At 69.9% G+C, this 24,098-nt stretch carries 24 protein-coding genes; 15 read left to right on the top strand and 9 right to left on the bottom strand.

Features of this window, described 5'->3' with window-relative positions:
- Position 1: 1 nt before the first annotated feature.
- Positions 2-406 (top strand): cytidine deaminase, encoded by a 405-nt coding sequence (locus QZ258_RS00570; RefSeq protein ID WP_294178053.1) that lies wholly within the window; start codon positions 2-4, stop codon positions 404-406.
- On the top strand, positions 403-1,698 hold the full coding sequence (locus QZ258_RS00565) for a thymidine phosphorylase (RefSeq protein ID WP_294178052.1): 1,296 nt from the start codon (positions 403-405) through the stop codon (positions 1,696-1,698). Before QZ258_RS00570 ends, QZ258_RS00565 begins: the two co-directional genes overlap by 4 nt.
- 95 nt (positions 1,699-1,793) lie before the next feature.
- On the opposite strand, the gene QZ258_RS00560 is transcribed toward QZ258_RS00565, so the two are convergent.
- Positions 1,794-2,732 (bottom strand): nucleoside hydrolase, encoded by a 939-nt coding sequence (locus QZ258_RS00560; RefSeq protein WP_294178050.1) that lies wholly within the window; start codon positions 2,730-2,732, stop codon positions 1,794-1,796.
- A 65-nt stretch (positions 2,733-2,797) separates the two neighbouring features.
- Here QZ258_RS00560 and QZ258_RS00555 point away from each other — a divergent pair, with 65 nt between their 5' ends.
- From QZ258_RS00555 to QZ258_RS00540, 4 genes are all read left to right on the top strand, one after another.
- Positions 2,798-3,910, top strand: coding sequence for an adenosine deaminase (locus QZ258_RS00555; RefSeq protein ID WP_294178048.1), 1,113 nt, complete (start codon positions 2,798-2,800; stop codon positions 3,908-3,910).
- Positions 3,910-4,392, top strand: coding sequence for a PTS sugar transporter subunit IIA (locus QZ258_RS00550; protein WP_294178046.1), 483 nt, complete (start codon positions 3,910-3,912; stop codon positions 4,390-4,392). Before QZ258_RS00555 ends, QZ258_RS00550 begins: the two co-directional genes overlap by 1 nt.
- Complete coding sequence (locus QZ258_RS00545; RefSeq protein WP_294178044.1) at positions 4,389-4,661, top strand: PTS sugar transporter subunit IIB; 273 nt, start codon at positions 4,389-4,391, stop codon at positions 4,659-4,661. Before QZ258_RS00550 ends, QZ258_RS00545 begins: the two co-directional genes overlap by 4 nt.
- 245 nt (positions 4,662-4,906) lie before the next feature.
- A complete protein-coding gene (locus tag QZ258_RS00540) occupies positions 4,907-5,674 on the top strand; it encodes a GDSL-type esterase/lipase family protein (RefSeq protein ID WP_294178042.1) in 768 nt (255 codons plus the stop codon).
- A gap of 10 nt (positions 5,675-5,684) precedes the next feature.
- Here the strand turns inward: QZ258_RS00540 and QZ258_RS00535 are convergent, their stop codons facing one another.
- Together QZ258_RS00535 and QZ258_RS00530 are read right to left on the bottom strand one after the other, a co-directional pair.
- A complete protein-coding gene (locus QZ258_RS00535; RefSeq protein WP_294178293.1) occupies positions 5,685-7,292 on the bottom strand; it encodes a phospho-sugar mutase in 1,608 nt (535 codons plus the stop codon).
- 38 nt (positions 7,293-7,330) lie between these two features.
- Positions 7,331-8,167 carry a purine-nucleoside phosphorylase gene (locus QZ258_RS00530; protein ID WP_294178039.1) on the bottom strand — a complete coding sequence of 279 codons (837 nt, stop codon included), beginning with the start codon at positions 8,165-8,167 and terminating at the stop codon, positions 7,331-7,333.
- Between the two features lie 54 nt (positions 8,168-8,221).
- On the opposite strand from QZ258_RS00530, the gene QZ258_RS00525 reads away from it, so the two are divergent.
- Positions 8,222-9,658: an NAD(P)H-quinone dehydrogenase gene (locus QZ258_RS00525; protein ID WP_294178037.1), complete on the top strand. Its 1,437-nt coding sequence runs from the start codon at positions 8,222-8,224 to the stop codon at positions 9,656-9,658.
- 182 nt (positions 9,659-9,840) lie between these two features.
- Positions 9,841-10,722 (top strand): DUF559 domain-containing protein, encoded by an 882-nt coding sequence (locus QZ258_RS00520; RefSeq protein ID WP_294178035.1) that lies wholly within the window; start codon positions 9,841-9,843, stop codon positions 10,720-10,722.
- A 74-nt stretch (positions 10,723-10,796) separates the two neighbouring features.
- Here QZ258_RS00520 and QZ258_RS00515 read toward each other — a convergent pair whose 3' ends face one another.
- Both QZ258_RS00515 and QZ258_RS00510 read right to left on the bottom strand, forming a co-directional pair.
- Positions 10,797-12,557, bottom strand: coding sequence for a biotin carboxylase N-terminal domain-containing protein (locus QZ258_RS00515; protein WP_294178034.1), 1,761 nt, complete (start codon positions 12,555-12,557; stop codon positions 10,797-10,799).
- Between the two features lie 70 nt (positions 12,558-12,627).
- The gene (locus tag QZ258_RS00510; protein WP_294178033.1) at positions 12,628-13,317 is read right to left on the bottom strand and encodes a nucleoside triphosphate pyrophosphatase; all 690 of its coding nucleotides are present in this window, start codon (positions 13,315-13,317) and stop codon (positions 12,628-12,630) included.
- 3 nt (positions 13,318-13,320) lie between these two features.
- Here QZ258_RS00510 and QZ258_RS00505 point away from each other — a divergent pair, with 3 nt between their 5' ends.
- The 4 genes from QZ258_RS00505 (at position 13,321) to QZ258_RS00490 (ending at position 17,770) form a co-directional block, all read left to right on the top strand.
- Positions 13,321-14,631 carry a class I SAM-dependent RNA methyltransferase gene (locus tag QZ258_RS00505; protein WP_294178032.1) on the top strand — a complete coding sequence of 437 codons (1,311 nt, stop codon included), beginning with the start codon at positions 13,321-13,323 and terminating at the stop codon, positions 14,629-14,631.
- An 85-nt stretch (positions 14,632-14,716) separates the two neighbouring features.
- Entirely contained in the window at positions 14,717-15,424 is a 708-nt protein-coding gene (locus QZ258_RS00500) for a response regulator transcription factor (RefSeq protein WP_294178030.1), read from the top strand.
- 64 nt (positions 15,425-15,488) lie between these two features.
- Positions 15,489-16,697, top strand: a complete 1,209-nt coding sequence (locus QZ258_RS00495; RefSeq protein WP_294178028.1) for a sensor histidine kinase — start codon at positions 15,489-15,491, stop codon at positions 16,695-16,697.
- The gene (locus QZ258_RS00490; RefSeq protein WP_294178026.1) at positions 16,694-17,770 is read left to right on the top strand and encodes a hypothetical protein; all 1,077 of its coding nucleotides are present in this window, start codon (positions 16,694-16,696) and stop codon (positions 17,768-17,770) included. Before QZ258_RS00495 ends, QZ258_RS00490 begins: the two co-directional genes overlap by 4 nt.
- Before the next feature lie 379 nt (positions 17,771-18,149).
- On the opposite strand, the gene QZ258_RS00485 is transcribed toward QZ258_RS00490, so the two are convergent.
- Genes QZ258_RS00485 through QZ258_RS00475 form a run of 3 tightly spaced genes read right to left on the bottom strand, consistent with a single transcriptional unit; the run spans position 18,150 to position 20,813 of the window.
- Positions 18,150-18,371, bottom strand: coding sequence for an acyl-CoA carboxylase subunit epsilon (locus tag QZ258_RS00485; RefSeq protein ID WP_294178024.1), 222 nt, complete (start codon positions 18,369-18,371; stop codon positions 18,150-18,152).
- Positions 18,368-19,966, bottom strand: a complete 1,599-nt coding sequence (locus tag QZ258_RS00480; protein ID WP_294178023.1) for an acyl-CoA carboxylase subunit beta — start codon at positions 19,964-19,966, stop codon at positions 18,368-18,370. The genes QZ258_RS00485 and QZ258_RS00480 overlap by 4 nt, the downstream gene beginning before the upstream one ends.
- A gap of 10 nt (positions 19,967-19,976) precedes the next feature.
- Positions 19,977-20,813 carry a polyprenol monophosphomannose synthase gene (locus tag QZ258_RS00475; protein WP_294178022.1) on the bottom strand — a complete coding sequence of 279 codons (837 nt, stop codon included), beginning with the start codon at positions 20,811-20,813 and terminating at the stop codon, positions 19,977-19,979.
- 68 nt (positions 20,814-20,881) lie between these two features.
- On the opposite strand from QZ258_RS00475, the gene QZ258_RS00470 reads away from it, so the two are divergent.
- Genes QZ258_RS00470 through QZ258_RS00460 form a run of 3 tightly spaced genes read left to right on the top strand, consistent with a single transcriptional unit; the run spans position 20,882 to position 23,544 of the window.
- The gene (locus QZ258_RS00470) at positions 20,882-21,688 is read left to right on the top strand and encodes a biotin--[acetyl-CoA-carboxylase] ligase (RefSeq protein WP_294178020.1); all 807 of its coding nucleotides are present in this window, start codon (positions 20,882-20,884) and stop codon (positions 21,686-21,688) included.
- Positions 21,685-22,182, top strand: coding sequence for a PH domain-containing protein (locus tag QZ258_RS00465; protein ID WP_294178018.1), 498 nt, complete (start codon positions 21,685-21,687; stop codon positions 22,180-22,182). The genes QZ258_RS00470 and QZ258_RS00465 overlap by 4 nt, the downstream gene beginning before the upstream one ends.
- Positions 22,183-22,230: 48 nt before the next feature.
- The gene (locus QZ258_RS00460; RefSeq protein ID WP_294178016.1) at positions 22,231-23,544 is read left to right on the top strand and encodes a UDP-glucose/GDP-mannose dehydrogenase family protein; all 1,314 of its coding nucleotides are present in this window, start codon (positions 22,231-22,233) and stop codon (positions 23,542-23,544) included.
- Here the strand turns inward: QZ258_RS00460 and QZ258_RS00455 are convergent.
- Positions 23,443-24,036 carry a GtrA family protein gene (locus QZ258_RS00455; protein WP_294178014.1) on the bottom strand — a complete coding sequence of 198 codons (594 nt, stop codon included), beginning with the start codon at positions 24,034-24,036 and terminating at the stop codon, positions 23,443-23,445. The two genes, QZ258_RS00460 and QZ258_RS00455, sit on opposite strands and share 102 nt — an antisense overlap.
- Positions 24,037-24,098: the final 62 nt, after the last annotated feature.

Here is a 24,098-nt window from a genome sequence, read left to right as displayed (position 1 = left end):
GATGTCGGAGATCGACTGGGATGCGCTACGCTCGGCGGCTCGCGAGGCGGTGACGCACTCCTACTCGCCGTACTCGAAGTTCCCGGTGGGAGCCGCCGCCCTCGTCGACGACGGTCGGATCGTGACCGGCGCAAACATCGAGAACGCCTCCTACGGGGTGACGCTGTGCGCCGAGTGCTCGCTCGTCTCGGCGCTCTGGATGTCGGGCGGCGGAAAGCTGGTGGCGTTCGCGTGCGTGGACGGGCACGGGGACGCGCTGATGCCCTGCGGTCGTTGCCGACAGCTGCTCTTCGAGCATTCGGCCGACGGCATGCTGCTGGCGACGGTCTCCGGCATCAAGACCATCGACGAGGTGCTGCCCGACGCCTTCGGGCCCCGAACCCTTCAGGAGTATCGAGAATCATGAGCGTCGAACCGTTTGATGTCGTCGACCTGATCCGCACCAAGCGCGACGGCGGAGAGCTGACGACGCCGCAGATCGACTGGCTGATCGACGCCTACACGCGCGGCTACGTCGCCGACGAGCAGATGTCGGCGATGACGATGGCGATCTTCCTCAACGGGATGGGCCGCGACGAAATCCGCGACCTCACCCTCGCCATGATCGCCAGCGGTGAACGCCTCGACTTCTCCGGGTTGTCGAAGCCGACCACCGACAAGCACTCGACGGGGGGAGTCGGCGACAAGATCACCCTGCCGCTCGCACCGCTCGTCGCCTCCTTCGGCGTCGCCGTGCCGCAGCTCTCGGGCCGCGGCCTCGGTCACACCGGCGGAACGCTCGACAAGTTGGAGTCGATCCCCGGCTGGCGCGCGGCGCTCACCAACGACGAGTTCATGGCCCAGCTGGACGAGGTCGGCGCCGTGATCTGCGCCGCCGGATCGGGGCTCGCCCCCGCCGACGGCAAGCTGTACGCGCTGCGCGACATCACGGGCACCGTCGAGGCGATCCCGCTCATCGCCTCCTCCATCATGAGCAAGAAGATCGCCGAAGGCACCGCCGCGCTCGTGCTCGACGTCAAGTTCGGCTCGGGCGCGTTCCTGCAGGATGTGGAGCGCAGCCGCGAACTCGCCGAGACGATGGTGCGCCTCGGCACCGACGCGGGCGTCGCCACGCGCGCGCTGCTCACCAACATGAACGTGCCGCTGGGGCTCGCGATCGGCAACGCCAACGAGGTGCGCGAGTCGGTCGAGGTGCTCGCCGGCGGCGGACCGGCCGATGTGCGCGAACTCACCCTCGCGCTCGCCCGCGAGATGCTCGATCTCGCCGGAGTGCCGGATGCCGACGTCGAAGGGCACCTCTCCTCGGGCAAGGCGATGGATACCTGGCGCGCCATGATCCAGGCGCAGGGCGGCGACCCCGACGCGGCGCTGCCGACCCCCCGTGAGACTCACGTCGTGCGGGCCGAGCGCGACGGCGTGCTCGTCGAGCAGCAGGCGCTCCCGTTCGGGATCGCGGCCTGGCGGCTCGGGGCCGGACGTGCGCGCCAGCAGGACCCGGTCATCCATTCCGCGGGGATCGACCTGCACAAGAAGCCGGGCGACGAGGTGCGCGCGGGAGACCCGCTGTTCACCCTCGGCGCCGACGACGCGGCGCGTTTCGACCGCGCCCTCGAGGCTCTCGACGGCGCCTACCGCATCGGAGCCCCCGGCGACGAGGTCCTGACCGGCGGCCCCCTCATCGCTGACCGCATCGCCTAGCCGTTTTCAGGAGTTTGTGTGGCAGAAGTTGTGTGGAGTGACCCGCCGCACGACATGAGTCACACCACTCACACCAACTCCTGAAAAAGGTGCTGTCAGCCGATGCGGCGGAGGGCGGCGACGACGAGAGACCAGAAACGGTCCTGGTCGAGGCCGAGCGAGACCTGCGTGCGGCAGTCGTCCGGCGCGGGCATCCGCAGGTCGGCGACCGTCATGCCGAGCGTCAGGGTTCCCGACAACTCGACGTCGAGCGGCGCCTTCACGACGTGCAGCACGGCCGGGTCGATGACGTAGGCGACGGCGACCGGGTCGTGCACCGGCGGATACGTGAAGCCCTGCTCGCGGCGGTACGTGTCGGCGAAGAAGTCCAGCAATTCGAGGGTGAAGCGCGCGGGCGCGGTGTCGAGCTCGGTGATCGCGGCGCGCACCGCATCCGTCGCCAGCGCCTGATGCGTCACGTCGAGCCCGACCATCGTGAGCGGCCAGTCCTCGTTGAACACGATGTGCGCGGCCTCGGGATCGATGACGATGTTGAACTCGCTCGTCGCGTTCCAGTTTCCGACGTGCACGCCGCCGCCCATCAGCACGACCTCGCGCACGCGCGGCACGATGCGCGGTTCGAGTCGGGCAGCGAGGGCGATGTTGGTCAGCGCCCCGGTCGGCACGAGCGTGATCTCACCCGGCTCGTGCGCCATCACCAGGTCGATGATGAGCTGCGCTGCCGACCTCGGATCGAGCTCGAGCTCGGGCTCCGGCAGCTCCGGCCCGTCGAGCCCCGAGTCGCCGTGGATCGTCGGCGCATACTCGGTGCGCCGCACGAGCGGGCGCGCCGCCCCCGCCGCGAAGGGGATGCCGGTGATGCCCGCGACGCGCGCCACCGAGAGCGCATTGTGGGTCACATTCGCGAGCGACGCGTTGCCGGCGACCGTCGTGACGGCCAGCAGTTCGACCTCGGGACTGCCGTGTGCGAGCAGCATCGCGATCGCGTCGTCGTGACCCGGATCGCAGTCGAGGATGATCTTCCGTGCCGTCATGCTTCGAGCGTAATCCCGATGAGATCCGGGGGAATTTCCAGGCGACTCCCAACTACGCTGGGGGTATGAGCGATGCCGCGGAACTGTCGACTGTGAAGACCCTTCCGAAGGTCTCGTTGCACGATCATCTCGACGGCGGCCTGCGCCCCGCGACCATCCTCGAGCTCGCCGACGAGCACGGCATCGAGCTTCCCGGCGGCGCCCCCGTCGGTGACGCCGACGCCCTCGGCGCCTGGTTCGCCGAGAAGAGCGACTCGGGTTCGCTCGTCGAGTACCTGAAGACCTTCGACGTCACCGTCGCGGTGATGCAGACCGCCGACGGGCTCGAGCGCGTCGCGCGCGAGTTCGTCGCCGACCTGGCCGAGGACGGCGTCGTGTGGGGCGAGATCCGGTGGGCTCCCGAGCAGCACGTCAGCGCGGGTCTCAGCCTCGACGCGGCGGTCGAGGCCGTGCAAGCGGGTCTGGATGCGGGGGTCGCCGCCGCGAACGCGGCCGGTTCACACATCCGCGTCGGCCAGTTGGTGAGCGCGATGCGCCATCTCGACCGCGGCGTCGAGATCGCCGAGCTGGCGCTGCGTCACCGCGATCGCGGCGTGGTCGGTTTCGACATCGCGGGCCCTGAGGCGGGGTTCCCCCCGTCGCGGATGGGCGCGGCCTTCGACCTGCTGGCGCGCGAGATGTTCCCCGCGACGATCCACGCCGGCGAAGCGGACGGACTGGACAGCATCCGCGGAGCCCTCGTCGACGGCCACGCGCTGCGCCTCGGGCACGGCGTCCGGATCGCCGACGACATCACCGTGGAGTCGCGCGACGGCGACAACGACTACGTCAGCCTGGGTCACGTCGCGCAATGGGTACGCTACCGCAGCATTGCGCTCGAGACCAGTCCGAGTTCGAACCTGCAGACCGGCGCGATCGCCGCGTGGGGCACCGACCTCGCCGCGCATCCCTTCGACACGCTGTATCAGCTCGGCTTCCGCGTGACCGTCAACACCGACAACCGGCTGATGAGCGCCACCACGCTGACGCGCGAACTCGAGTTGCTGGTCGACACCTTCGGCTACGGACTCGACGACCTGCTCGCCTTCCAGCTCAACGCGGCCGAGGCCGCCTTCCTGCCGCTCGACGAGCGCCAGGACCTCATCGAGCTGATCGAGGGGGGCTTCGAAGCCGCGTGATGTCGCTTCCTCCGCTCCCGGATGCGGCGGTCGCGCTCGGCGCGGACGCCGCCGATTGGCGTGCCGCCGTCGCGGTCGTCGGGGCGGGACTGGTGGCGACGGGAGCCGCCAAGCCGGAGTACACGGCCTCCATGGTGCGCATGATCGAGGAACACGGCCCCTACGTCGTCATCGCCCCCGGCCTCGCGCTCGCCCACGCGCGCCCCGGCCCCGACGTGCTCGCCGACGGGTTCGCGGTTGCGTCGCTTGCCGAGCCGGTGAACTTCGGCCACCCGCACAACGACCCGGTTCGCGTCGTGCTCGGTCTGGCGGTCACCGCCAACGACCGGCACATCGGTTTCGTGGCCCAGTTGGCCAACACCTTCAACGATTCGGATGCGGTCGAACGCATCGCCGAGGCGACGAGTTCCGATGAGGTGCGCTCGATTCTCGGCGTGCCCGCGGTCGCCGCTCACCGGGCGGCAGGAGAGGAACTTTCGTGAAGATCGTCGCGATCTGCGGGGCGGGTGTCGGCACCAGCGGCATCCTCAAGGTCAACGCCGAGCGCGTGCTGGGGCGACTGGGCATCGAGGCGACCGTCGTCGCCACGGACCTGAATTCGCTGCACGCCGAGGCCGACGACGCGCAGGTGATTCTCACGAGCCCCGAGTTCGTGACCGCGATCGGCGCCACCTACGCGGATGTGGTCGTCGTCGAGAACTACTTCGACACCGCCGAACTCACCGTCAAGCTCGAGAAGGCGCTCGGCTGACGCACCGCGTGAGGGGCGCGGCGCCGCGATTGATCAGGGCATCGCAGCGCCGCGCGCGCCCGGTTACCAGCCGAACGCGTCCGCGAAACCGAAGTTTCGAGGATGCACTAGGCTAACCCAGATTTCGGGGGACGAATGACCGGCAAGAACCCCCACAATTCGGGGTACGAGCTCGCGTCATAGTTTCCGCGGTCGAGGGTCTCTCAACTGGGAGGATTGCGCCCCGTCAGGCACAATGACAGCACATGCTTCCCACCCCGCATGCGACGCGTCCGATCCGATCGGCCGCGATTCGCACCCTGCTCGCACTCGTGCGCCCGATCCTCCGCGCCCATCTGGCGCAGTATCGGCGCGACGTGCTGACGGCCCCGTTCCCGAGCGATGAGCCGGTGACCGTCGTCGAGGGGCCGTCACCGCGGCGGATGCTGTTCGTGGGAGACGTGGGGGCTGCCGGCTACGGTGTGCTGCGCCACGGCATGGCGGTCCCGGCGCGCGCCGCGGCCGCCATCGCGGCCTCCCGGTCGCGCGGGGTCGAGATCCAGGTGATCGCGTCCCCTGACCTCACGGCGGCGGGCCTGTCGGCGGCGGCCGACCACGACCTCGCCGACCTCGACGTCGCCGTGCTCATGCTCGGGATCCCGGATGTGCTCCTGGCGACGACAGCCGAAAGCTGGAGCGCGGATCTCGCCCGCGCGATCGCCGAGCTCCGAGACGAGGCGGGGCAGGCCTGCCACGTGATCATCGCTGGGATCCCGCCGGTCAGCGACTTCCGCCCGGTTCCCGCCCCCGCTCGCGCGATCCTCGACCGCCAGACGGCGGCCCTGAATCGCGCCAGCGAGCGACTTGCGGGCGACTGCCAGGCCGTGTCGTTCGTGCCATTCCCGGACCTGCGGCTCGGCACCGCGCTCGTCGAAGACTCGATCTCCTGGCCGAGCCTTCACCGCATCTGGGCCGAGGCGATCGCCAACGCGACCATCGCCGCCCTCGCGCGGATGGACCGCTCCGCGCGCTGAGCCGCGGCGATCAACGGAGCAGGTCGCGCATCCCCGACTCGAGGTGCGCGACCAAGGCCCGTGCCGCGGCGACGCGCTCCGATCCGCTGCCCTCGTACGAAACCGCATCCAGATAGCACTTGAGCTTCGGCTCGGTTCCGCTCGGACGCACGATCACGCGACCGCCGCCCGCGAGGCGGAAGCGCAGGATGTCGCTGCGCGGGTAGTCGCCGACGCCGACGAGGAAGTCCTCCAGGGCGGTCACCTCGATGCCGCCGATCTCGTGCGGGGGGTTGTCGCGCAGGGCCGCGCTCAGACGCGCGATCTCGCCGAGATCGGTCACCCGGATCGAGATCTGGCCCGAGGCGAAGCCGCCGAACTCGGCCGCGAACTGCTCGAGCCGGTCGGCGAGCGTTTCGCCGCGTTCGCGGAGTTCGGCCGCGAGGGAGAGCACCGCGAGCGCCGCCGAAATGCCGTCCTTGTCGCGCACGGTGTCCGGGTTGACGAGGTAGCCGAGGGCCTCCTCGTAGCCGAAGACGATGCCCGGCGCGCGCGAGATCCACTTGAAACCGGTGAGCGTCTCCGCGTGCTCCAAGCCGAAGTGCTCGGCGACCGCGCCGAGCGCGGGGGAGGAGACCAGCGAATTGGCGAGCGTGCCCCCGGAGGCGGTGCGGGCCGCATCCCAGCCGAGCAGCCAGCCCACCTCATTGCCGCTGAGACGCCGCCACCCGTCCGCGGTGGGGATGCCCACGGCGACCCGGTCGGCATCCGGGTCGTTGGCGATCGCCAGGTCGGCACCCACGGCGGACGCGCGCGCGAGCACCAGGTCCATGGCGCCGGGCTCTTCCGGGTTCGGGAACGCGACGGTGGGGAAGTCCGGATCGGGCTGGGCCTGCTCCTCGACCACGTGCGCCTCGGCGAAGCCGGCCGCCGCAAGCACGCGGGCGAAGGTGTCCAGGCCCACGCCGTGCATCGGCGTGTACGCGATCGTCAGCGGCGCGACGTGCCGGGCCACGTGCGCGGTGCGCTCCACATACGTTTCGATGATCGACTCGGGGGCGGTCGCGAACGCCGTCGACCGGCCGAGGTTCGCGATCGAACCCGCCGCGACGCGGTCGATCTCGGCCGCGATCAGCCCGTCGGCGGGCGGCACGATCTGGGAGCCGTCGTCGGCACCGCCGAGGTACACCTTGTAGCCGTTGTCGGCCGCCGGGTTGTGCGAGGCGGTCACCATGATGCCCGCGCTCGCGCGCAGCTCGCGCACCGCGAACGCCAGCACGGGGGTCGGCAGCATGCGCGGCAGAATCGTCGCCGCGACGCCGAGCCCCTGCAGGATCTCGGCCGAATCCTCGGCGAAGACACGCGAATTGTGGCGGCCGTCGTAGCCGATCACGACCGAAGGATTCGGCTCCCGCGTCTTCAGAAAGAACCCGAGCCCCGCGGCGGCCTGCGCCACCACGACCCGATTCATGCGCTGCGGGCCCGCGCCCATCGCGCCGCGAAGGCCGGCGGTGCCGAACTGCAGGCGCCCGTCGAAGCGCTCCGCGAGGTCGGCCGCGGCCGTCTCGCTTCCCGTGTCGACGAGGGCGAGGAGGGCATCCAGCTCGGCGCGCGTCGCCTCGTCGGGGTCTTGCGCCATCCAGTCGCGCGCCCGCGCGATGAGGTCCGTCGTGCCGCTCACAACTTCTCCACGATGCGCGCGAGCAGCTGCGTGATCACCGGCTCGGCGTCCTTGCCGGACTGCAGCACCTCGGCGTGGCTGAGCGGCTCGGCCGAGATGCCGGCGGCGAGGTTGGTGATGAGCGACATCCCGAGGACCTCCATGCCCGCCTGGCGCGCCGCGATCGCCTCCAGTGCCGTCGACATGCCGACGATGTGACCGCCAATGGTCTTCGCCATCTGCACCTCGGCCGGGGTCTCGTAGTGCGGGCCGCGGAACTGGCAGTACACGCCCTCGTCGAGGCTCGCATCCACCTCGTGGGCGATGTCGCGGAGGCGCCGCGAATACAGGTCGGTGAGGTCGACGAAGGTCGCGCCCTCCAGCGGTGAGTCCGCGGTCAGGTTGATGTGGTCGCTGATCAGCACGGGGGTGCCGGGCGTCCAGTGATCCTTGATGCCGCCCGCGCCGTTCGTCAGCACCATGATCTTCGCGCCCGCCGCCGCCGCGGTGCGCACCGAGTGCACCACGCGGCGAACGCCGTGGCCCTCGTAGTAGTGCGTGCGCGCGCCGATCACGAGGGCGTGCTTGCCCGAGGCGAGGCGGATGCTGCGCAACGTCCCCGAATGCCCGGCGACTCCCGAGGCGCTGAAGCCGACGATCTCGGACGCCGGCACGACCGCGACCGTCTCGCCGAGGAGCTCCGCGGCGGCACCCCAGCCGCTGCCGAGGGTGAGGGCGATGTCGTGGCGCTCGACGCCCGTCGCGGCGGCCAACTGCTCGGCGGCGGCGCGGGCGATCTCGAACGGGTCAGCGGCCTGGTCGTCGAGCGGATTGGTGGCGGGTCGTGCAGACATGACACTCACTTTACGGTGGCTCGCGGCATCCGGCCCATGCACAAGAATGGGGGCATGTCGTCGCACTTTGAGCGTACTCAGCGGATCGCCATTCTTGGCGGCGGTCCGGGCGGATTCGAGGCAGCCCTGGCGGGAGCCCAGCTCGGCGGGGAGGTGACCCTCGTCGAACGCGTGGGGGTCGGCGGGTCGGCCGTGTTGACCGATGTCGTGCCCTCGAAGACGCTCATCGCGACCGCTGAGGCGGCCAGCGCGATCGGCGAAGCCGCGGACCTCGGCGTGCAGTTCTTCACGCGAACGGATGCCGGCCGCGCCGTGCGCCCCGAGGTCACCGTCAACCTGGCGGCCGTCAACCAGCGGCTGCTGATGCTCGCGCGCCAGCAGTCCGAGGACATGCGGGCCCAGCTGATCCGGGCGGGCGTCAAGATCGTCGCCGGCGATGGGCGGCTCGACGGCCCCAACCGGATCGTCGTCTCCACCGGCAAGGGCAAGGCGCGCACCGACTTCGACTCGATCGAAGCCGACACGATCGTCGTGGCGGTCGGGGCGAGCCCGCGCGAGCTTCCCAGCGCGAAGCCCGACGGGGAGCGGATCTTCACGTGGAAGCAGCTCTACTCGCTCGACGCGGTGCCCGAGCACCTGATCGTCGTCGGATCCGGTGTCACCGGGGCCGAATTCGCTTCCGCCTACCGCGCGCTCGGTGCGCGGGTCACCCTCATCTCCAGCCGCGACCAGGTGCTTCCCGGTGAGGACGCCGACGCGGCCGCCGTGATCGAGAAGGTCTTCACGCGCAACGGGATGACCGTGCTCTCCAAGTCGCGCGCCGACCACATCGAACGCACCGCCGACGGCGTGCTCGTGACGTTGTCGGACGGCCGGACGGTCGAGGGCTCGCACTGCCTGATGGCGGTTGGCGCGATCCCCAACACGGCCGGAATCGGGCTCGAGGAGGCGGGCGTTCAGCTGACCGAGTCGGGGCACATCCGCGTCAACCGGGTGGCCCGCACCTCGATGCCGTCCGTCTATGCGGCGGGCGACTGCAGCGACTTCCTGCCGCTCGCCTCGGTGGCCTCGATGCAGGGGCGCAGCGCGATCTTCCACGCGATGGGGGATGCGGTGTCGCCGACCGAGCTGCGGAACGTCACCTCGAACATCTTCACCCAGCCCGAGGTGGCCACCGTCGGGTGGAGCCAGAAGCAGATCGAGGACGGGATCGCGCAAGGCGAGATCTACAAGCTCGACCTGCCGTCGAACCCGCGGGCGAAGATGATGGGGATCAAGGACGGATTCGTGAAGCTGTTCGCGCGCACGGGCTCGGGAACGGTGATCGGTGGGGTGATCGTGGGGCCGAAGGCATCCGATCTGATTCTGCCGATCGCGCTCGCGGTCGAGCACCGGCTCACGGTCGACCAGCTGGCGAGCGCGTTCAGTGTCTACCCCTCGCTCTCGGGCAGCATCACCGACGCCGCCCGCGCCATGCACATCGTCGACTGACTCCCGTTTTCAGGAGTTTGTGTGACGGATGTTGTGGGAGTTGTGTCGTTGGTCGACTCTGCCCCCACCAGTCACACAAACTCCTGAAAAAGGTAGGGGCGACGGGTCGTTCACAGCGGGGCAGCTTCCACCGGTTGGCGGATGGCGGGGCACGCGCCGCGACGTGACGCCACCATCAACGGGTGACGTCGGCGACCGAGATCATCACGGGGCTCGGCGGGGTTGCCACCCGTCAGCAGCTGATTCACGGCGGATGTGACGGTTTTGCGATCACCGCGGCCATCCGTGCCAACCAGATCCGCCGTGTCCGTCGCGCGCACTACGCGACGCACGACGCCCCGTGGGATGCGATCCTCGCCGCGCGGGTCGGCGGCCGCCTGGCGGGGGTGAGCGCCGCCCGCAGCTACCGGCTCTGGTCGGGCTTCGATCGTCGCCTGCACGTCGCGGTTGCGCCGAACGCATCGCGGCTTCGGATTCGCAACCCGCGCCTCGATGCGGTAAGAACGCCGGACATCGCCGATCGGGAGCTCGCACTGCACTGGGTGGATGCGCCGACGGCTCGCGAGTGCTGGAGGGTGCCGCTGCCGACCTGCCTGGTCCAGGTCGCGCAGTGGGCTGATCATGAGACGGCGATCGCGTGCATTGAGACAGCCGTGTGGCGCTACGGTCTCGACCCGAGTCGACTGGTCGAAACACTCGGTGCGACGACGTCGCTCGCGACGGCTCGGTTGGCCAGCATCCGCTCAGGAACGCAGGAAGGGCAGGAGTCGCTCATCTCGCAACGACTCGGGCGACTCGGGCTGGTGGTCGATCGTCAGGTCGAGGTGCCCGGCGTCGGCCGAGTGGACGCGTGGATCCGTGGCACCCGCGTGATCATCGAGACCGACGGGTGGGAGTTCCACTCCCGACGCGAGGCGTTCGAGCGCGACCGGGCGCGCGATCGTGCCCTGGCTGCGCGGGGCTTCGTCGTCATCCGGCTCACCTATGGCCAGATCACCACCGATTGGCCGACCTGCGAGCGAGAGATCCTCGCCGCGGTCGACCGTTTTCAGGAGATTTCGTGAGCAGAGTGACGGCTGAACGCAATCGAGGCGTCACGCATCACTCCAGTCACACAAACTCCTGAAAACGGTAGGGGTTAGTCGTTGATGGAGAGGAGGACGTGGCCGGCGGAGACGGTGACGCCGACGGCGGCGTCGATCTTGCCGACCGTGCCGTCGCGGTGCGCCGTCAGCGGCTGCTCCATCTTCATCGCCTCGAGCACCGCCACCAGGTCGCCCTTGACGACGCTGTCGCCCTCCGCGACGGCGATCTTGATGATCGTCGCCTGCATCGGCGCCTTCACGGCGTTGCCGGTCGCGGCCACGAGTCCGCCGCCGCCCGTGCGACGCTTCGGCGCGGGGGCCGCCGACACGGATCCTGCGGTCGGCAGGAGCTGCGTCGGCAGCGACACCGAGACGCGCTTGCCTTCGACCTCGACGACGACGCTGTGGCGCTTCTCGGGTGCCTCCGCGTCGGCGAGGATGCCGCCCCACGGCTCGAGGTCGTTCTCGAATTCGGTCTCGATCCAGCGCGTGTAGACGCCGAAGTGTCCGTCCGGCGCGGTGAACGCGGGGTCGCGCACGATCTTGCGGTGGAACGGCAGCACGGTCGGAAGGCCGGCCACCTCGAACTCGTCGAGCGCCCGGCGCGCGCGCTCGAGCGCGTCCTCGCGGGTGTGACCGGTGACGATGAGCTTCGCGAGCAGCGAGTCGAAGGCGCCCGAGATGACGTCACCCGTGGTGACGCCGGAGTCGACGCGCACGCCCGGGCCGCCGGGGAAGCGCAGCACGTGCACCGGTCCCGGCATCGGCAGGAAGCCGCGGCCGGGGTCTTCGCCGTTGATGCGGAACTCGATCGAGTGCCCGTGCGTCTCGGGGTCGTCGTAGTCGAGGATGCCGCCCTCGGCGATGCGGAACTGCTCGCGCACCAGGTCGATCCCGGTCACTTCCTCCGAGACGGGGTGCTCGACCTGGAGGCGCGTGTTCACCTCGAGGAAGGAGACGGTGCCGTCCTTGCCGATCAGGAACTCGCAGGTGCCGGCGCCGAGGTAGCCGACCTCCTTGAGGATCGCCTTGGAGGAGGAGTAGAGCAGGTCGCGCTGCTCGTCGGTGAGGTACGGCGCGGGGGCCTCCTCGACGAGCTTCTGGTGGCGACGCTGCAGCGAGCAGTCGCGCGTGGAGATCACGACGACGTTGCCCGCGGAGTCGGCGAGGCACTGGGTCTCGACGTGGCGCGGCTCGTCGAGGTACTTCTCGACGAAGCACTCGCCGCGGCCGAAGGCCGCGACGGCCTCGCGGGTGGCGGACTCGAACAGCTCGGGGACTTCTTCGCGCGTGCGGGCGACCTTGAGTCCGCGACCGCCGCCGCCGAAGGCGGCCTTGATCGCGACCGGCAAACCGACCTGGTCGACGAATTCGAGGACCTCGGCGGCATCCGACACCGGGTTGAGGGTGCCGGGGGCGAGCGGGGCGCCGACCTTCTCGGCGACGTGACGCGCGCTGACCTTGTCGCCGAGGCGTTCGATCGAGTCGGGCGAGGGGCCGATCCAGATCAGGCCGGCGTCGATGACGGCGCGCGCGAAGTCGGCATTTTCGGCGAGGAAGCCGTAGCCGGGGTGCACGGCGTTGGCGCCGGAGCGGCGAGCCACCGAGAGCAGCTTCTCGATGACGAGGTAGGTCTCGGCCGAGGTGGTGCCGTCGAGCGCGTACGCCTCATCGGCGAGCTTGACGTGTCGGGCATCCCGATCTTGGTCGGCGTAGACGGCGACCGTTGCGATACCGGAGTCGCGTGCGGCGCGGATGACGCGCACGGCGATTTCCCCCCGGTTCGCGATGAGGACCTTCGAGATGCGAGCCATAGTTCTTCAGCCTATTGGGCGCGGCGCGCACCGCCGTTGTCCGGTGCGAACAAAAACGGCTCGATCTGCGCTAGCGATTCCACAAGTCGTGCCACGCGTACCCCAGTTCGCGCACCATCGTGCGCAGCAACGGGATGCTGAGCCCGACGACCGCGTGCGGGTCGCCCTCGATGCGTTCGATGTACGCGGCACCTTTGGCGTCGATCGTGAACGCCCCGGCGACGAAGAGCGGCTCGCCGGTGGCGATGTAGGCCTCCAGTTCGGCGTCGTCGATGTCGGCGGCGAATCGGACGCGCGCGACGGCCGAGGCGCCGACCGCGGCAACGGGCGCGCCATCGCGCATCTCGATGAGCCAGTGACCGGAGTGCAGGTCGCCGGACTGGCCGCGTTGGGCATGCCAGCGCTCCCGCGCGACCTCGGGGTGGTGCGGCTTGCCGTGGATCGCTCCGCCGATTTCGAAGGCCGAGTCGCCGCCGAGGACGAGGCCCGTGAGCGGCGCGCCGGCGGCATCCACGGCGTGTTCGGCGACGGCTTCGGCTTTGAGGCGCGCGAGCAGTTGCACCATCTCGGGAGCCGCCAGCGGTGCACCCGCGGCGGCTTCCGCGGCGCGCACGGCGGCCTCCTCGTCGACGCCCGGGGCGATCGCGACGGGCTCAACGCCGACGGCGCGCAGCGTCGCGAGTCGAGCCGGCGAGGTCGAGGCGAGGTAGAGCGTGACGGGCGCGCTCAGGGATCCGGTCAGGACGACTCCTATGCTCAAGGAATGAGTTCCACGCGATCGACGCCGGCCACCCACGATTCGGCACCGCCCCGCGAGGTCGAACTCGACGTTACCAACATCGCCCACGGCGGGGTCGCGGTCGCGCGCCACGAGGGGCGCGTGGTGTTCGTCGCGGATGCGATTCCCGGCGAACGCGTGCTCGCGCGAATCACCGACGATTCGAAGGACAAGTTCTGGCGCGCCGACACGGTGCGCGTGCTGGAGGCGAGTCCGCACCGTCAGGCGCACGTTTGGCCCGAGGCCGACATTGACCGCGACCCGGCGATTCGTCCGGGCGGGGCCGAGTTCGGGCACATCACGCTCGCCCACCAGCGCGAGCTGAAGGCCTCGGTGCTGCGCGAAGCGCTCGCCCGGATGGCGAAGCTCGCCCGCGAGGTCGAGGTGGAGGCCCTGCCCGGCGCCGCGGACGGAACCGGATGGCGCACGCGCGTGCGCTTGCATGTCGCCTCCGACGGCACGGTCGGTCCGTTCGCGTCGCGGTCGCATCGCGTGATCCGGGTCGACTCGCTTCCGCTCGCCACCGAGGCGGTGCGCGAGGTGGCGCCGCTCGCCGAGCGCTACCCGGAGATCGGGAGCGCCCCTGCGGCGAAGCCGCGCGGTCGGCGGCGAGGTCCGGCGAGCGACGACGCACACATCGATGTGCTCGCGCCCAGTGTCGGCGGCGCGCGGCTGATCATCGGCGCGCAGGCCCGCAGCGTGATCCGCGAACGCGTCGGCGATCGCGAGTTCCGCGTCGACGACGCCGGCTTCTGGCAGGTGCACGAGGCGGCTCCGCAGACGCTCACCGAGGCGGTGCAGTCGGGCATCGTCGAGGAGTTGTTCGATGCGAAGGCGGCCAATCTCGACCTGTACGGCGGGGTCGGGCTGCTGGCGGCGGCGGTCGGCGACAAGTTCGGCAGCAGCGTGCGCATCACGAGTGTCGAGTCGGACGAGCGGGCCACCGAGCACGCCGCCGAGAACCTCGCCGACTGGCTCGGAGCCCACACGGTGACCGCGCGCGTCGAGCAGTGGGTGCGTTCCTTGGCGGATTCCTCGGCCGCCGAACGCGCCCGGCTCTCGGCGGCCACGGTGGTGCTCGACCCGCCTCGCAGTGGCGCCGGTCGCGCCGTGCTCGACGCCCTCACCGAACTGCGTCCGGCGCAGTTCGTGTACGTCGCCTGCGACCCGGTGGCTTTCGCGCGCGACGTGGCGAGGCTCGAGGATGCGGGCTACCGTCTCGATCGTTTGCGGGCCTTCGACCTGTTCCCGAACACCCATCACGTGGAGGCGGTCGGCACTCTCGTGCGGGTGTGACCCGTCCGGGGGCCGCCGCGGAGGCGGAGCATCGGGGTACGATTGCCAGACGAGCGATGCGTCGTTCAGAAAGGCGGGGAACCGTATGGACGTCTCGAAGACGATCGAGCGCGAAGACGGCGGAGCCTCGACTGCGTCGGTGCGGGTGGCCGTGGTGGATGACCACGAGGCCGTTCGACTGGGCTTGAAGGCCGCGTTCTTGGATGAGGGTCACGACTTCGTGCTGGCCGCGGGGACTGTCGCCGAACTCGTCGAGGGCCTCGATGGGCGCGAGGTCGATGTCGTCGTGCTCGACCTGTCCCTGGGCGATGGTTCGCTGGTGACCGAAAACGTGAAGGTTGCGCAGGGCCTCGGAGCGGCGGTGCTCGTGCACAGCATCGCCGATCGCGTGACGCTCGTGCGCGAAGCGCTCGCTGCGGGAGCCGCCGGGGTCATCCCGAAGGCGTCGTCGATGCGCACCGTGATCACGGCGGCGGCGACGGTCGCGCGCGGTGAGGTGCTCAACAACCTCGAGTGGGCGACGGCGATCGATGCTGACCGCGACTTCGCGAAGGCGCAGCTGGGTCGTCGCGAACGCGAGATTCTGCACCTGTACGCCTCGGGCTTGCCGCTCAAGCTGGCGGCCGAGAAGCTCGGCATCGGGTATTCGACGGCGCGCGAGTATCTCGACCGCATCCGCGTGAAGTACGTGGAGGTGGGGCGTCCCGCGCCGACGAAGGTCGACCTGCTGCGTCGCGCAGTCGAGGACGGCATTCTGCCGGGACTGGATGCCGACGGCGGCGATGCCCGCTAGCCGGGCTCCCAGCGAGGTTCTTGGCGGATCTCCCAGCCGGCAGGTCCGCAATCCGCTCAGTCGGGTGCGCGTGGAGCGCGCGATCGCCCGTTCGGCGGCCGGTTTCGGTGTCGCGTTCTTCCTGCAGTCGATCGGCGCGATTCTCGACCAGGCGCCGAATCTGTCGCGGACGTGGTTGATCTCGATCGTCTCGGCGCTCGTGGTGAGCCTCGTGATCGCGGGGATCGCCTCGATTCGCGGTCGCGCCCTCGCCTCGTCGAATGCGCTTTTCCCGCTCGTGTATCTGGTCGCCCTGATCAGTTGGCCGTTCGCCGTGATCGAGGTGGCGGCGGCACCGACCTCGAGCTTCTGGCTGTACTTCCTGTTGACGGTGGCGACCGTCATGGCGACCCTCGCGCTGCCGCTGCTGTGGGCGACCGTGTACCTGTTCGCCGCGCCGATCCTGTACGGCATCGTGCGGGTGACCCCGGCCGGGGGCGGGGTGTCGATCGAGCTGGCGCTGCTCGATTCGATCTACGCGATCCTGCTGGGCGGATTCGTCACCATCGTGGCCACGATCTTGCGGGGTGCGGCGCGGGCGGTCGACCGCGCCCAGGCGACCGCGCTGGAGCGCTACGGGCACGCGGTCCGCGAGCACGCGACGGAGGCGGAGCGCGTGCAGGTGGATGCGATCGTGCACGACAGCGTGCTCACCACGCTGTTGACGGCGGCGCGCGCTTACACCGCCGAGTCGAAGGAGCTCGCCGCGACGATGGCGGGCAACGCGATCGGGTTCTTGCGCGACGCCGTCGCGGTCGGTCGCGACGCGGAAGCCCTGGTGAGCGGTCCGGCGCTCGCGAGCCGGATCGAGGCGGCAACCTCGAAGATGTCGCCGGCGATCCGGATCAGCGTCTCGGATGTGCGGGCGAGTTCGATCCCGCTGACGGCGGCGGAGGCGTTGTTCAGCGCTGCCGTGCAGGCGGTCGTCAACAGCCTGCAGCACGCGAGCGACGACGCGACCCGCTGGGTGGAGATCCGCGGGGACGTCACGGGCCGCGTCACGGTTGAGGTCGGCGATTCGGGCCCCGGGTTCGTGATCGACCAGGTGCCCACCGAGCGTCTCGGGGTGCGGGTGTCGATTCTGGAACGCGTGACGAGCGCCGGCGGCCGCGCCGAGATCATCTCGGCGCCGGACACGGGGACGCTGGTCCGTCTGTCCTGGCCCGAGCCGAGCGGCGCGGTGGAGGCCGAGGGTCCGCAGGAGACCGAGCGCGCCGAGGAGGTGGCGCCGTGATCGGCGTTCCCCGGTATCTGATCGTCGCTCTGGCGGCGCTGTTCTCGACGTATCACGTGGTGCTGGCGTTCTATTCGCTGACCGGGAACTTCGTCGCGGGGGCCGCCCCGATGTTCGCGAGTCATGCGGCGCCGGTCATTGTCGCGATCGGGCTGTACGCCCTCGCCACGGTGGTCGCTCTCGCCCCCGGGCGTTCGGCCGCCCTGCCGCTGTGGGCGGCGGCGTTCGCGGTCGCGGTCGCGTTGTCGGCGACGCTGCTCGTCGCCTCCGTACTCGACCCGATGCGGCCGGGCGGGAACGGCTACGCGACCTGGTACGTGGCCGCGGTCGGCACGCTGATGGCGATCGTGTCGGTGCGTCGCCGTCCCGGATTCGCCTGGGTGGGCGTCGGTCTGCTCGTGGTGCAGACGGTGCTCTGGAGCGGCCCGGCGGGCCTGGCAGGCCTCGGCGTCATCGGGAGCGTCAGCTGGGTGGCGGTCGCCCACATCATCACGAGCACGCTCGCGAAGGCCGCCCGTGATTCGCAGCGCTTCGCGCGCGCCGAGCGTGAGGCGACCGAGTGGCAGGCGGCGCAGGAGGCGCACCTCAACGAGCGGCAGTTTCGGCTCGGCCAGACGAGCTTGATGGCGTTGCCGATGCTGCGCTCCATTCAGCGTTCCGGGGGAGAGCTGACGCCGGAGCAGCGGGCCGAGTGTCTGCACCTGGAGGGGGCGATCCGTGATGAGATTCGCGGGCGGCGTCTGCTGAGCGACGCGGTGCGTGAACAGGTGATGCTGGCGCGCCGTCGCGGGACGACGGTCACGTTGCTGGATGAGGGCGGAATCGACGACCTGCCGGAGGCCGAACTGACCCGCGTGCTGGATGAGCTCGCGCGCGCCCTGCGGTCGGTCACGGCCGACAAGGTCGTGATCCGCACGGTGCCGGAGGGCTCGGACATCGCGGTGACGGTCGTCGGGCTGCGGACCAGTGACGACGGCAGCGCGAGCCTGCTGGCGCAGGAATCCCTCGAGGATGATGAGGTCGCCCTGTGGCTGGAGATCCCGCGCGTGGCGGCGCCGGTCACCGCGGACTGAGCCGGACGACGAGTCGAGGGCCCGGAAAAGGAGTCGAGGGTCGGACACTCCGTCCGACCCTCGCTCACGTCCGAGTCAGGACGACAACCCGAATGTCGTCCTGACTCGCCCCCATGCCTTCGGCGTCTTACCCTAGAACGCCGAAGGGGTGAGATGTATCAACAGGGATACATCGTCTGGCTCAATTTTCGGTTCCCGACGACGGATTCGGTAGTCACCATTTCGGCTGACTTTCGGGGTACATTTTGGCGCCGATGACTGAGTTTCCGGGCATCACGCGGGGGGCCGGCCCCACGATTCACAGCTCATTCCCCGAAAACTGCCTCGCACGCAACGGAAAACGTGGTGAATCACCGATGTTGCAACTGATTCTGTTGACTCAGCGGCGCGGGAACTGCGTCCACTCGCCCCGCGTCAGCGGCCGGCGCAGGCCTCGCTGCGAACGCTGCCACCCGTTCTGACCCGTCGCGACGGGCCGATCCTCGCTCGCGAGCTGCTCGAGCGCCGCCCCGAGCACCGCCGTGACGGCCGCGATTTGCTCGGGCGAGGGATTGCCGCCGGTGATACGGATCTCGGGCGCCGGACGCTCGGTCTCGCTCACAGCGGGATGTTTCCGTGCTTCTTGGGGGGGAGCTCGGCCCGCTTCGTGCGCAACGCCCGCAGCGCCTTGACGACAACGATGCGGGTCGCGGCGGGCTCGATGATCCCGTCGAGTTCTCCGCGCTCGGCCGCCAGGTACGGCGAGGCGACGTTGTAGGTGTACTCGTTGGCGAGGCGCGTGCGCACCGCGTTGACGTCTTCGCCCGCCTCCTCGGCTTTCTTGAGGTCGCCGCGGTACAGGATGTTGACCGCGCCCTGGCCTCCCATGACCGCGATCTCGGCCGTCGGCCAGGCGTAGTTGAGGTCGGCGCCCATCTGCTTGGACCCCATCACGATGTAGGCGCCGCCGTAGGCCTTCCGCGTGATGACCGTGACGAGCGGCACGGTCGCCTCGGCGTAGGCGTAGAGCAGCTTCGCGCCGCGACGGATGACGCCCGTCCACTCCTGGTCGGTGCCGGGGAGGTAGCCGGGCACATCGACCAGGGTCAGGATCGGAATCGAGAACGCGTCGCAGAAGCGCACGAACCGCGCCGCCTTCTCGCCGGCGTCGATGTTGAGCGTGCCCGCCATCTGCTGCGGCTGGTTGGCGATGATGCCGATCGAGCGGCCTTCGACGCGCGCGAAGCCGATCACGATGTTGGGGGCGAACAGCGCCTGGATTTCGAGGAAGTCCTCGTTGTCGACGATGTGCTCGATGATCTCGCGCACGTCGTAGGGCTGGTTCGCCGAGTCCGGGATGATCGTGTTCAGGCGCCGGTCGGCGTCGGTGATCTCGAGCTCGGTCTCGCTCTCGTAGACGGGGAGCTCGGCGAGATTGTTGTCGGGGAGGAACGAGACGAGCGCGCGCGCGAAGTCGAGCGCGTCCGTTTCGTCGTCGGCGAGGTAGTGCGAGACGCCGGTGCGCTGGCTGTGCGTGTAGGCGCCGCCGAGCTCGTCCATTCCGACGTCTTCGCCGGTGACCGTCTTGATGACGTCGGGGCCGGTCACGAACATCTGGCTGGTCTTGTCGACCATGATGACGAAGTCCGTGAGCGCCGGGCCGTAGACCGCACCGCCGGCGGCGGGACCCATGATGATCGAGATCTGCGGGATGACTCCGGAGCTCGCGGTGTTCAGGCGGAAGATCTCGCCGTACTTGCCGAGCGCGACGACACCTTCCTGGATGCGCGCGCCGCCGGAGTCGAGCATGCCGATGATCGGCACGCCGGTGCGCAGCGCCAGCTCCATCACCTTGATGATCTTCTCGCCCGCGACCTCGCCGAGCGAGCCGCCGAAAATCGTGAAGTCCTGGGCGTAGACCGCCACCTGACGACCGTGGATGGTGCCGGTGCCGGTGACGACCGCGTCGCCGTAGGGGCGCTTGTTCTCCATGCCGAAGGCGTGGGTGCGGTGGCGCACGAACTCGTCGAGCTCGACGAAGGAGCCCTGGTCGAGCAGTTCGGTGATCCGCTCGCGCGCCGTCTTCTTGCCCTTGGCGTGCTGTTTGGCGATGGCGGCTTCGCCGCTCGCGGTCACCGCCTCGTGGTATCGGGCCTTGAGATCGGCGAGCTTGCCTGCAGTTGTGTACAGGTCGGGGGTCTGATCTTCGGCGCTCACGCCGTTCAGCCTAGCGAGCGCTGCGCGGCACGTCGCCTTGAGGGAATCCCCCAAGTGTCGACCGATTCCTGGTGACCTTTCCACGGATGCCGAACCCGAGCATCCGCGCGAGGCCCCAGCCGGTGACCCGCCACATCGCTTCGAGCACGATGCGGGCGTTCATCTTGGAGGAGCCGTGGACGCGATCGTGGAACGTGATCGGGATCTCGGCGAGGCCGAATCCGGCCGCGTCGACGCGGCGGGCGAGGTCGATCTGGAAGCAGTAGCCGTGCGACTGCACGACCTCGTCGACGGCGGCGTGGAGCGCGGTGGCGCGGTAGACGCGGAAGCCCGCGGTCGAGTCGCGCACCGCCAGGCCGAGGAGGAGGCGCGCGTAGGTGTTGCCGGCGCGGCTGAGCAGGCTGCGATAGCGCGGCCAGTCGGCGATTCCGCCGCCCTCGATCCAGCGCGAGCCGATCACGAGGCCGAGCGCGTCGTCGTCGAGGAGCCGGTCGCGCAGCGCGGGAAGCGCGCTCGCCGGGTGCGAGCCGTCGGCATCCATTTCGATGATGATGTCGGCGGCGAGGTCGGGGTCGCCGAAGACGGCGGCGAATCCGGCGAGATAGGCGGCGCCGAGGCCTTCGCGGCCCGCGCGATGGAGGACGCGAATGCGGTCGTCGCCTGCGGCCAGTCGGTCGGCGAGCTGGCCGGTGCCGTCGGGGCTTGCGTCGTCGACGACGAGCAGCCGCGCCTGGGGGAGCGCGTCGAGCGCCGCGCCCGCGACCGCGGCGAGGTTCTCGGCCTCGTTGAAGGTGGGCATGACGATGACGACGCGCGCGGGCGCGTCGAAGGCAGGCGAAGCCGTCATGGTTCGTTTACTTTACGCGGGCGCGCGCGGCTCCTCGTGCGCGCGCGAAGTCGCTCTAGGCTGGCGCTATGACGAGTTGGCGGGCGTGTCGCGCCGTCGTGCCGGAGCTGATCTGGCGCGACGAGAGCCCGTCGACCAACGCCGAGCTGGTCGCGCGGGCGATGACGGACCGGCTCGACGACGGCACCGTCCTCATGACCGACACGCAGACGGCGGGACGCGGGCGTCTCGACCGCAGCTGGGTGGCGCCGCCGGGTGCCGCGCTGGCGATTTCGGTCTACCTGCGTCCGCGCGATTCTGCCGGCGCCGTGCTGGGGCTCGACCGCTTCAGCTGGATTCCCCTCGCCGCGGGTGTCGCGATGCGCCAGGCGCTCGCCGCCGCGCTTCCGCGCGTCGAGGTGGGGCTCAAGTGGCCGAACGATGTGCTCGTCGACGGCCGGAAGCTGTGCGGGATTCTCGCTGAGCTCGTCCCCTCGGGGGACGCCGCGGTGCTCGGGCTCGGCCTCAACACCACGATGACGACGGCGCAGCTTCCCGTTCCGACGGCGACCTCGCTCGCCGTGCTCGGGGTGGAGGTGGACGACCGACTCCTCGATGACCTGGTGGCCGAGTACCTGCGCGGGCTGCGCGCGCTCGTCGAGGACTACGCGCGCGTCGGCGGGGATGCCGAGGCGAGCGGGCTGGCGGATCGCGCGAGGGAGGCGTGTTCGACGCTCGGGCGCGCGGTGCGCGTCGAACTGCCGGGAGACGACGTGCTCGAGGGAACCGCGGTCGGGCTCGACTCCGCGGGCAGGCTACGCATTGCGCCCGCCGACGGCGGGGCGGTCGTCGCGGTGGCCGCCGGCGATGTGACGCACGTGAGGCATCCCTCATGACGACGGCCGAACCGGAGGTGGTCGTCGCGCGGCTGCGCTCGCACGGGCGTGCGCTGTTCTGGCCGAGTCTGCTGCTGATCGCGGTCGCCGGTGCGACGAGTTTCTTCGCCGGCAATTTCCCGGAGCCGTGGTACGACATCGTGCTGTTCGCCGCCGCCGGGCTTCTCGTGATCTTCGGGGTGTTCGTGCCGCTGGTCTCGTGGCTCAATCACAGCTACGTCATCACCACGCGGCGTATTGTGGCGCGTCGCGGGGTCGTGGTGCGCACGCGGCAGGAACTGCTGCACTCGCGCAGCTACGACGTCAGCGTCCGCCAAGCGGGATTGCAGTTCATGTTCGGCAGCGGCGACGTGCGCATCAACACCGGGTTGGAGCATCCGTTCGTTTTGCGCGATGTGCCGCACGCGGCGGTCGTGCAGTCGGCGCTGCACGATCTCATGGAGGAAAGCCTCAACCCCATCGCGGCGAGGCGTCAGCAAGGTGAAGCGGGCTGAGGTCCGGTTGGTCATCGTGGCCCGGGTGGTTGGGCAGAATAGGGCATTGTGAAGCTTTCGGTTATTGGATGCGGTTATCTCGGCGCGGTTCACGCGGCCAGCATGGCGTCGCTCGGTCACACGGTCGTCGGCGTGGATGTCGACGCCCACAAGATCGAGATGCTCGCGAGCGGCCGGGTGCCGTTCTACGAGCCCGGCTTCGACGAGCTGCTGCGTGAGCAGCTCGCGTCGGGCCACTTGACGTTTTCGACCGACTTCGCGGTCATCGCCGATGCCGAGGTGCACTTCCTCGCGGTCGGCACCCCGCAGCGCGCCGACGGTCACGGCGCGAACCTCGCGTATGTCGACGCGGCGTTCGAGTCGGTGCTTCCGCACCTGGCTGAGGGCGCGCTGATCGCTGGCAAGTCGACGGTGCCGGTCGGCACCGCGGCGCGTCTGGACGCGATCGTGCGGGAGAAGGCGCCGCACGCGGCCCTCGCCTGGAACCCCGAGTTCTTGCGCGAAGGCTTCGCGGTCGAGGACACGCTGCGCCCCGACCGCCTGGTGTATGGCGTCCGTCCCGGTGACGAGGGGGCCTCCGCGGTCGCCCAGCTCGATGAGGTTTATGCGACCGCGATCGAGAGCGGCATTCCGCGTCTGGTCATGGACTTTGCGACCGCCGAGCTCGTGAAGGTGAGCGCGAACGCCTTTCTCGCGACGAAGATCTCGTTCATCAATGCGATGGCGGAGATCGCCGAGGTCACCGGCGCCGATGTCACGCAGCTCGCCGACGCGATCGGCCACGACGCGCGCATCGGTCGTCGCTTCCTGAATGCCGGGATCGGCTTCGGCGGCGGATGTCTGCCCAAGGACATTCGCGCGTTCGCGGCTCGCGCCGAAGAGCTCGGCGTCGGGCGCGCGGTCGGCTTCTTGCGTGAGGTCGACGAGATCAACCTGCGTCGGCGGGATCGTGTCGTCGAACTCGCGTTGAATGCCTTCGACGGCGACGTGACGGGCCGCAAGATCGCGGTGCTGGGTCTCGCCTTCAAGCCCGACTCGGACGACGTGCGCGACGCCCCCGCTCTGGATGTGGCGTACCGGTTGCACGATCTCGGTGCCGACGTGCGGGCGACCGACCCGGAGGCGATCGAGACGGCGCGCCGGGTGCACCCGGAGCTGAACTACGTGCCGCAGATCAGCGACGCCCTGGCGGATGCGGAGCTGGTGATCGTGGCGACCGAGTGGCGGCACTTCCGCGAGCTGGATGCGGCCGAGGTCGGGTCACGCGTCGCGCGGGCCCACATGATCGACGCCCGCAACTGCCTCGATCCCGTGGCGTGGCGCGCGGCGGGTTGGACGTTCCAGGGGCTCGGCCGCCCCTAACACCGTCTCCCGGGGCCCGCTGGCGGTGCTCTCGGTGTCGTCGGGGAACAGCGCCGGCGCGGTGTCGCCGCGGTGCGGCGCGAACACCCACGCCCGGTACAGCGCGAAGCGGAACGCGGTGCCGAGGCCCAGGCCGACGACGTTGCTCGCGATGTTGTCGGCGAGCAGGCTCGTGAAGCCGAGCGCGTAGTGCGACACCCACAGGCATGCCAGGCCGATCAGCATCCCGCCGACGCTGACGAGCGCGAACTCGACGCCCTCGCGCACGAGCTGCCGACCGCGGTGCTCACGGAAGGTCCAGAGCCGATTGCCGATCCAGTTCGTGGCGATCGCGACCGTCGTCGAGATGACCTTGGCGATCACGGGCCCTTCGTGGAGTTCGTCGGGGCTCAGGATCGTGAGGCGCAGCAGGTTGAAGATACCGGTGTCGATCACGAGCCCGATGGCCCCGACGAGGCCGAAGCGCGTGAACTGCCCGAACAGCTTTCGCACGCGGCTTGCCTCGCTTCGGGGTTCGCGCCCGATGCGGGCAACTAGGGTCGTAGAGGCGGCAG

The sequence above is a fragment of the uncultured Schumannella sp. genome, assembly GCF_905479755.1.
Classification (GTDB): Bacteria; Actinomycetota; Actinomycetes; order Actinomycetales; family Microbacteriaceae; genus DCRR01.
Note: the sequence above shows the minus strand (reverse complement) of the source record. Positions and strands in the feature narration are given on the sequence as shown.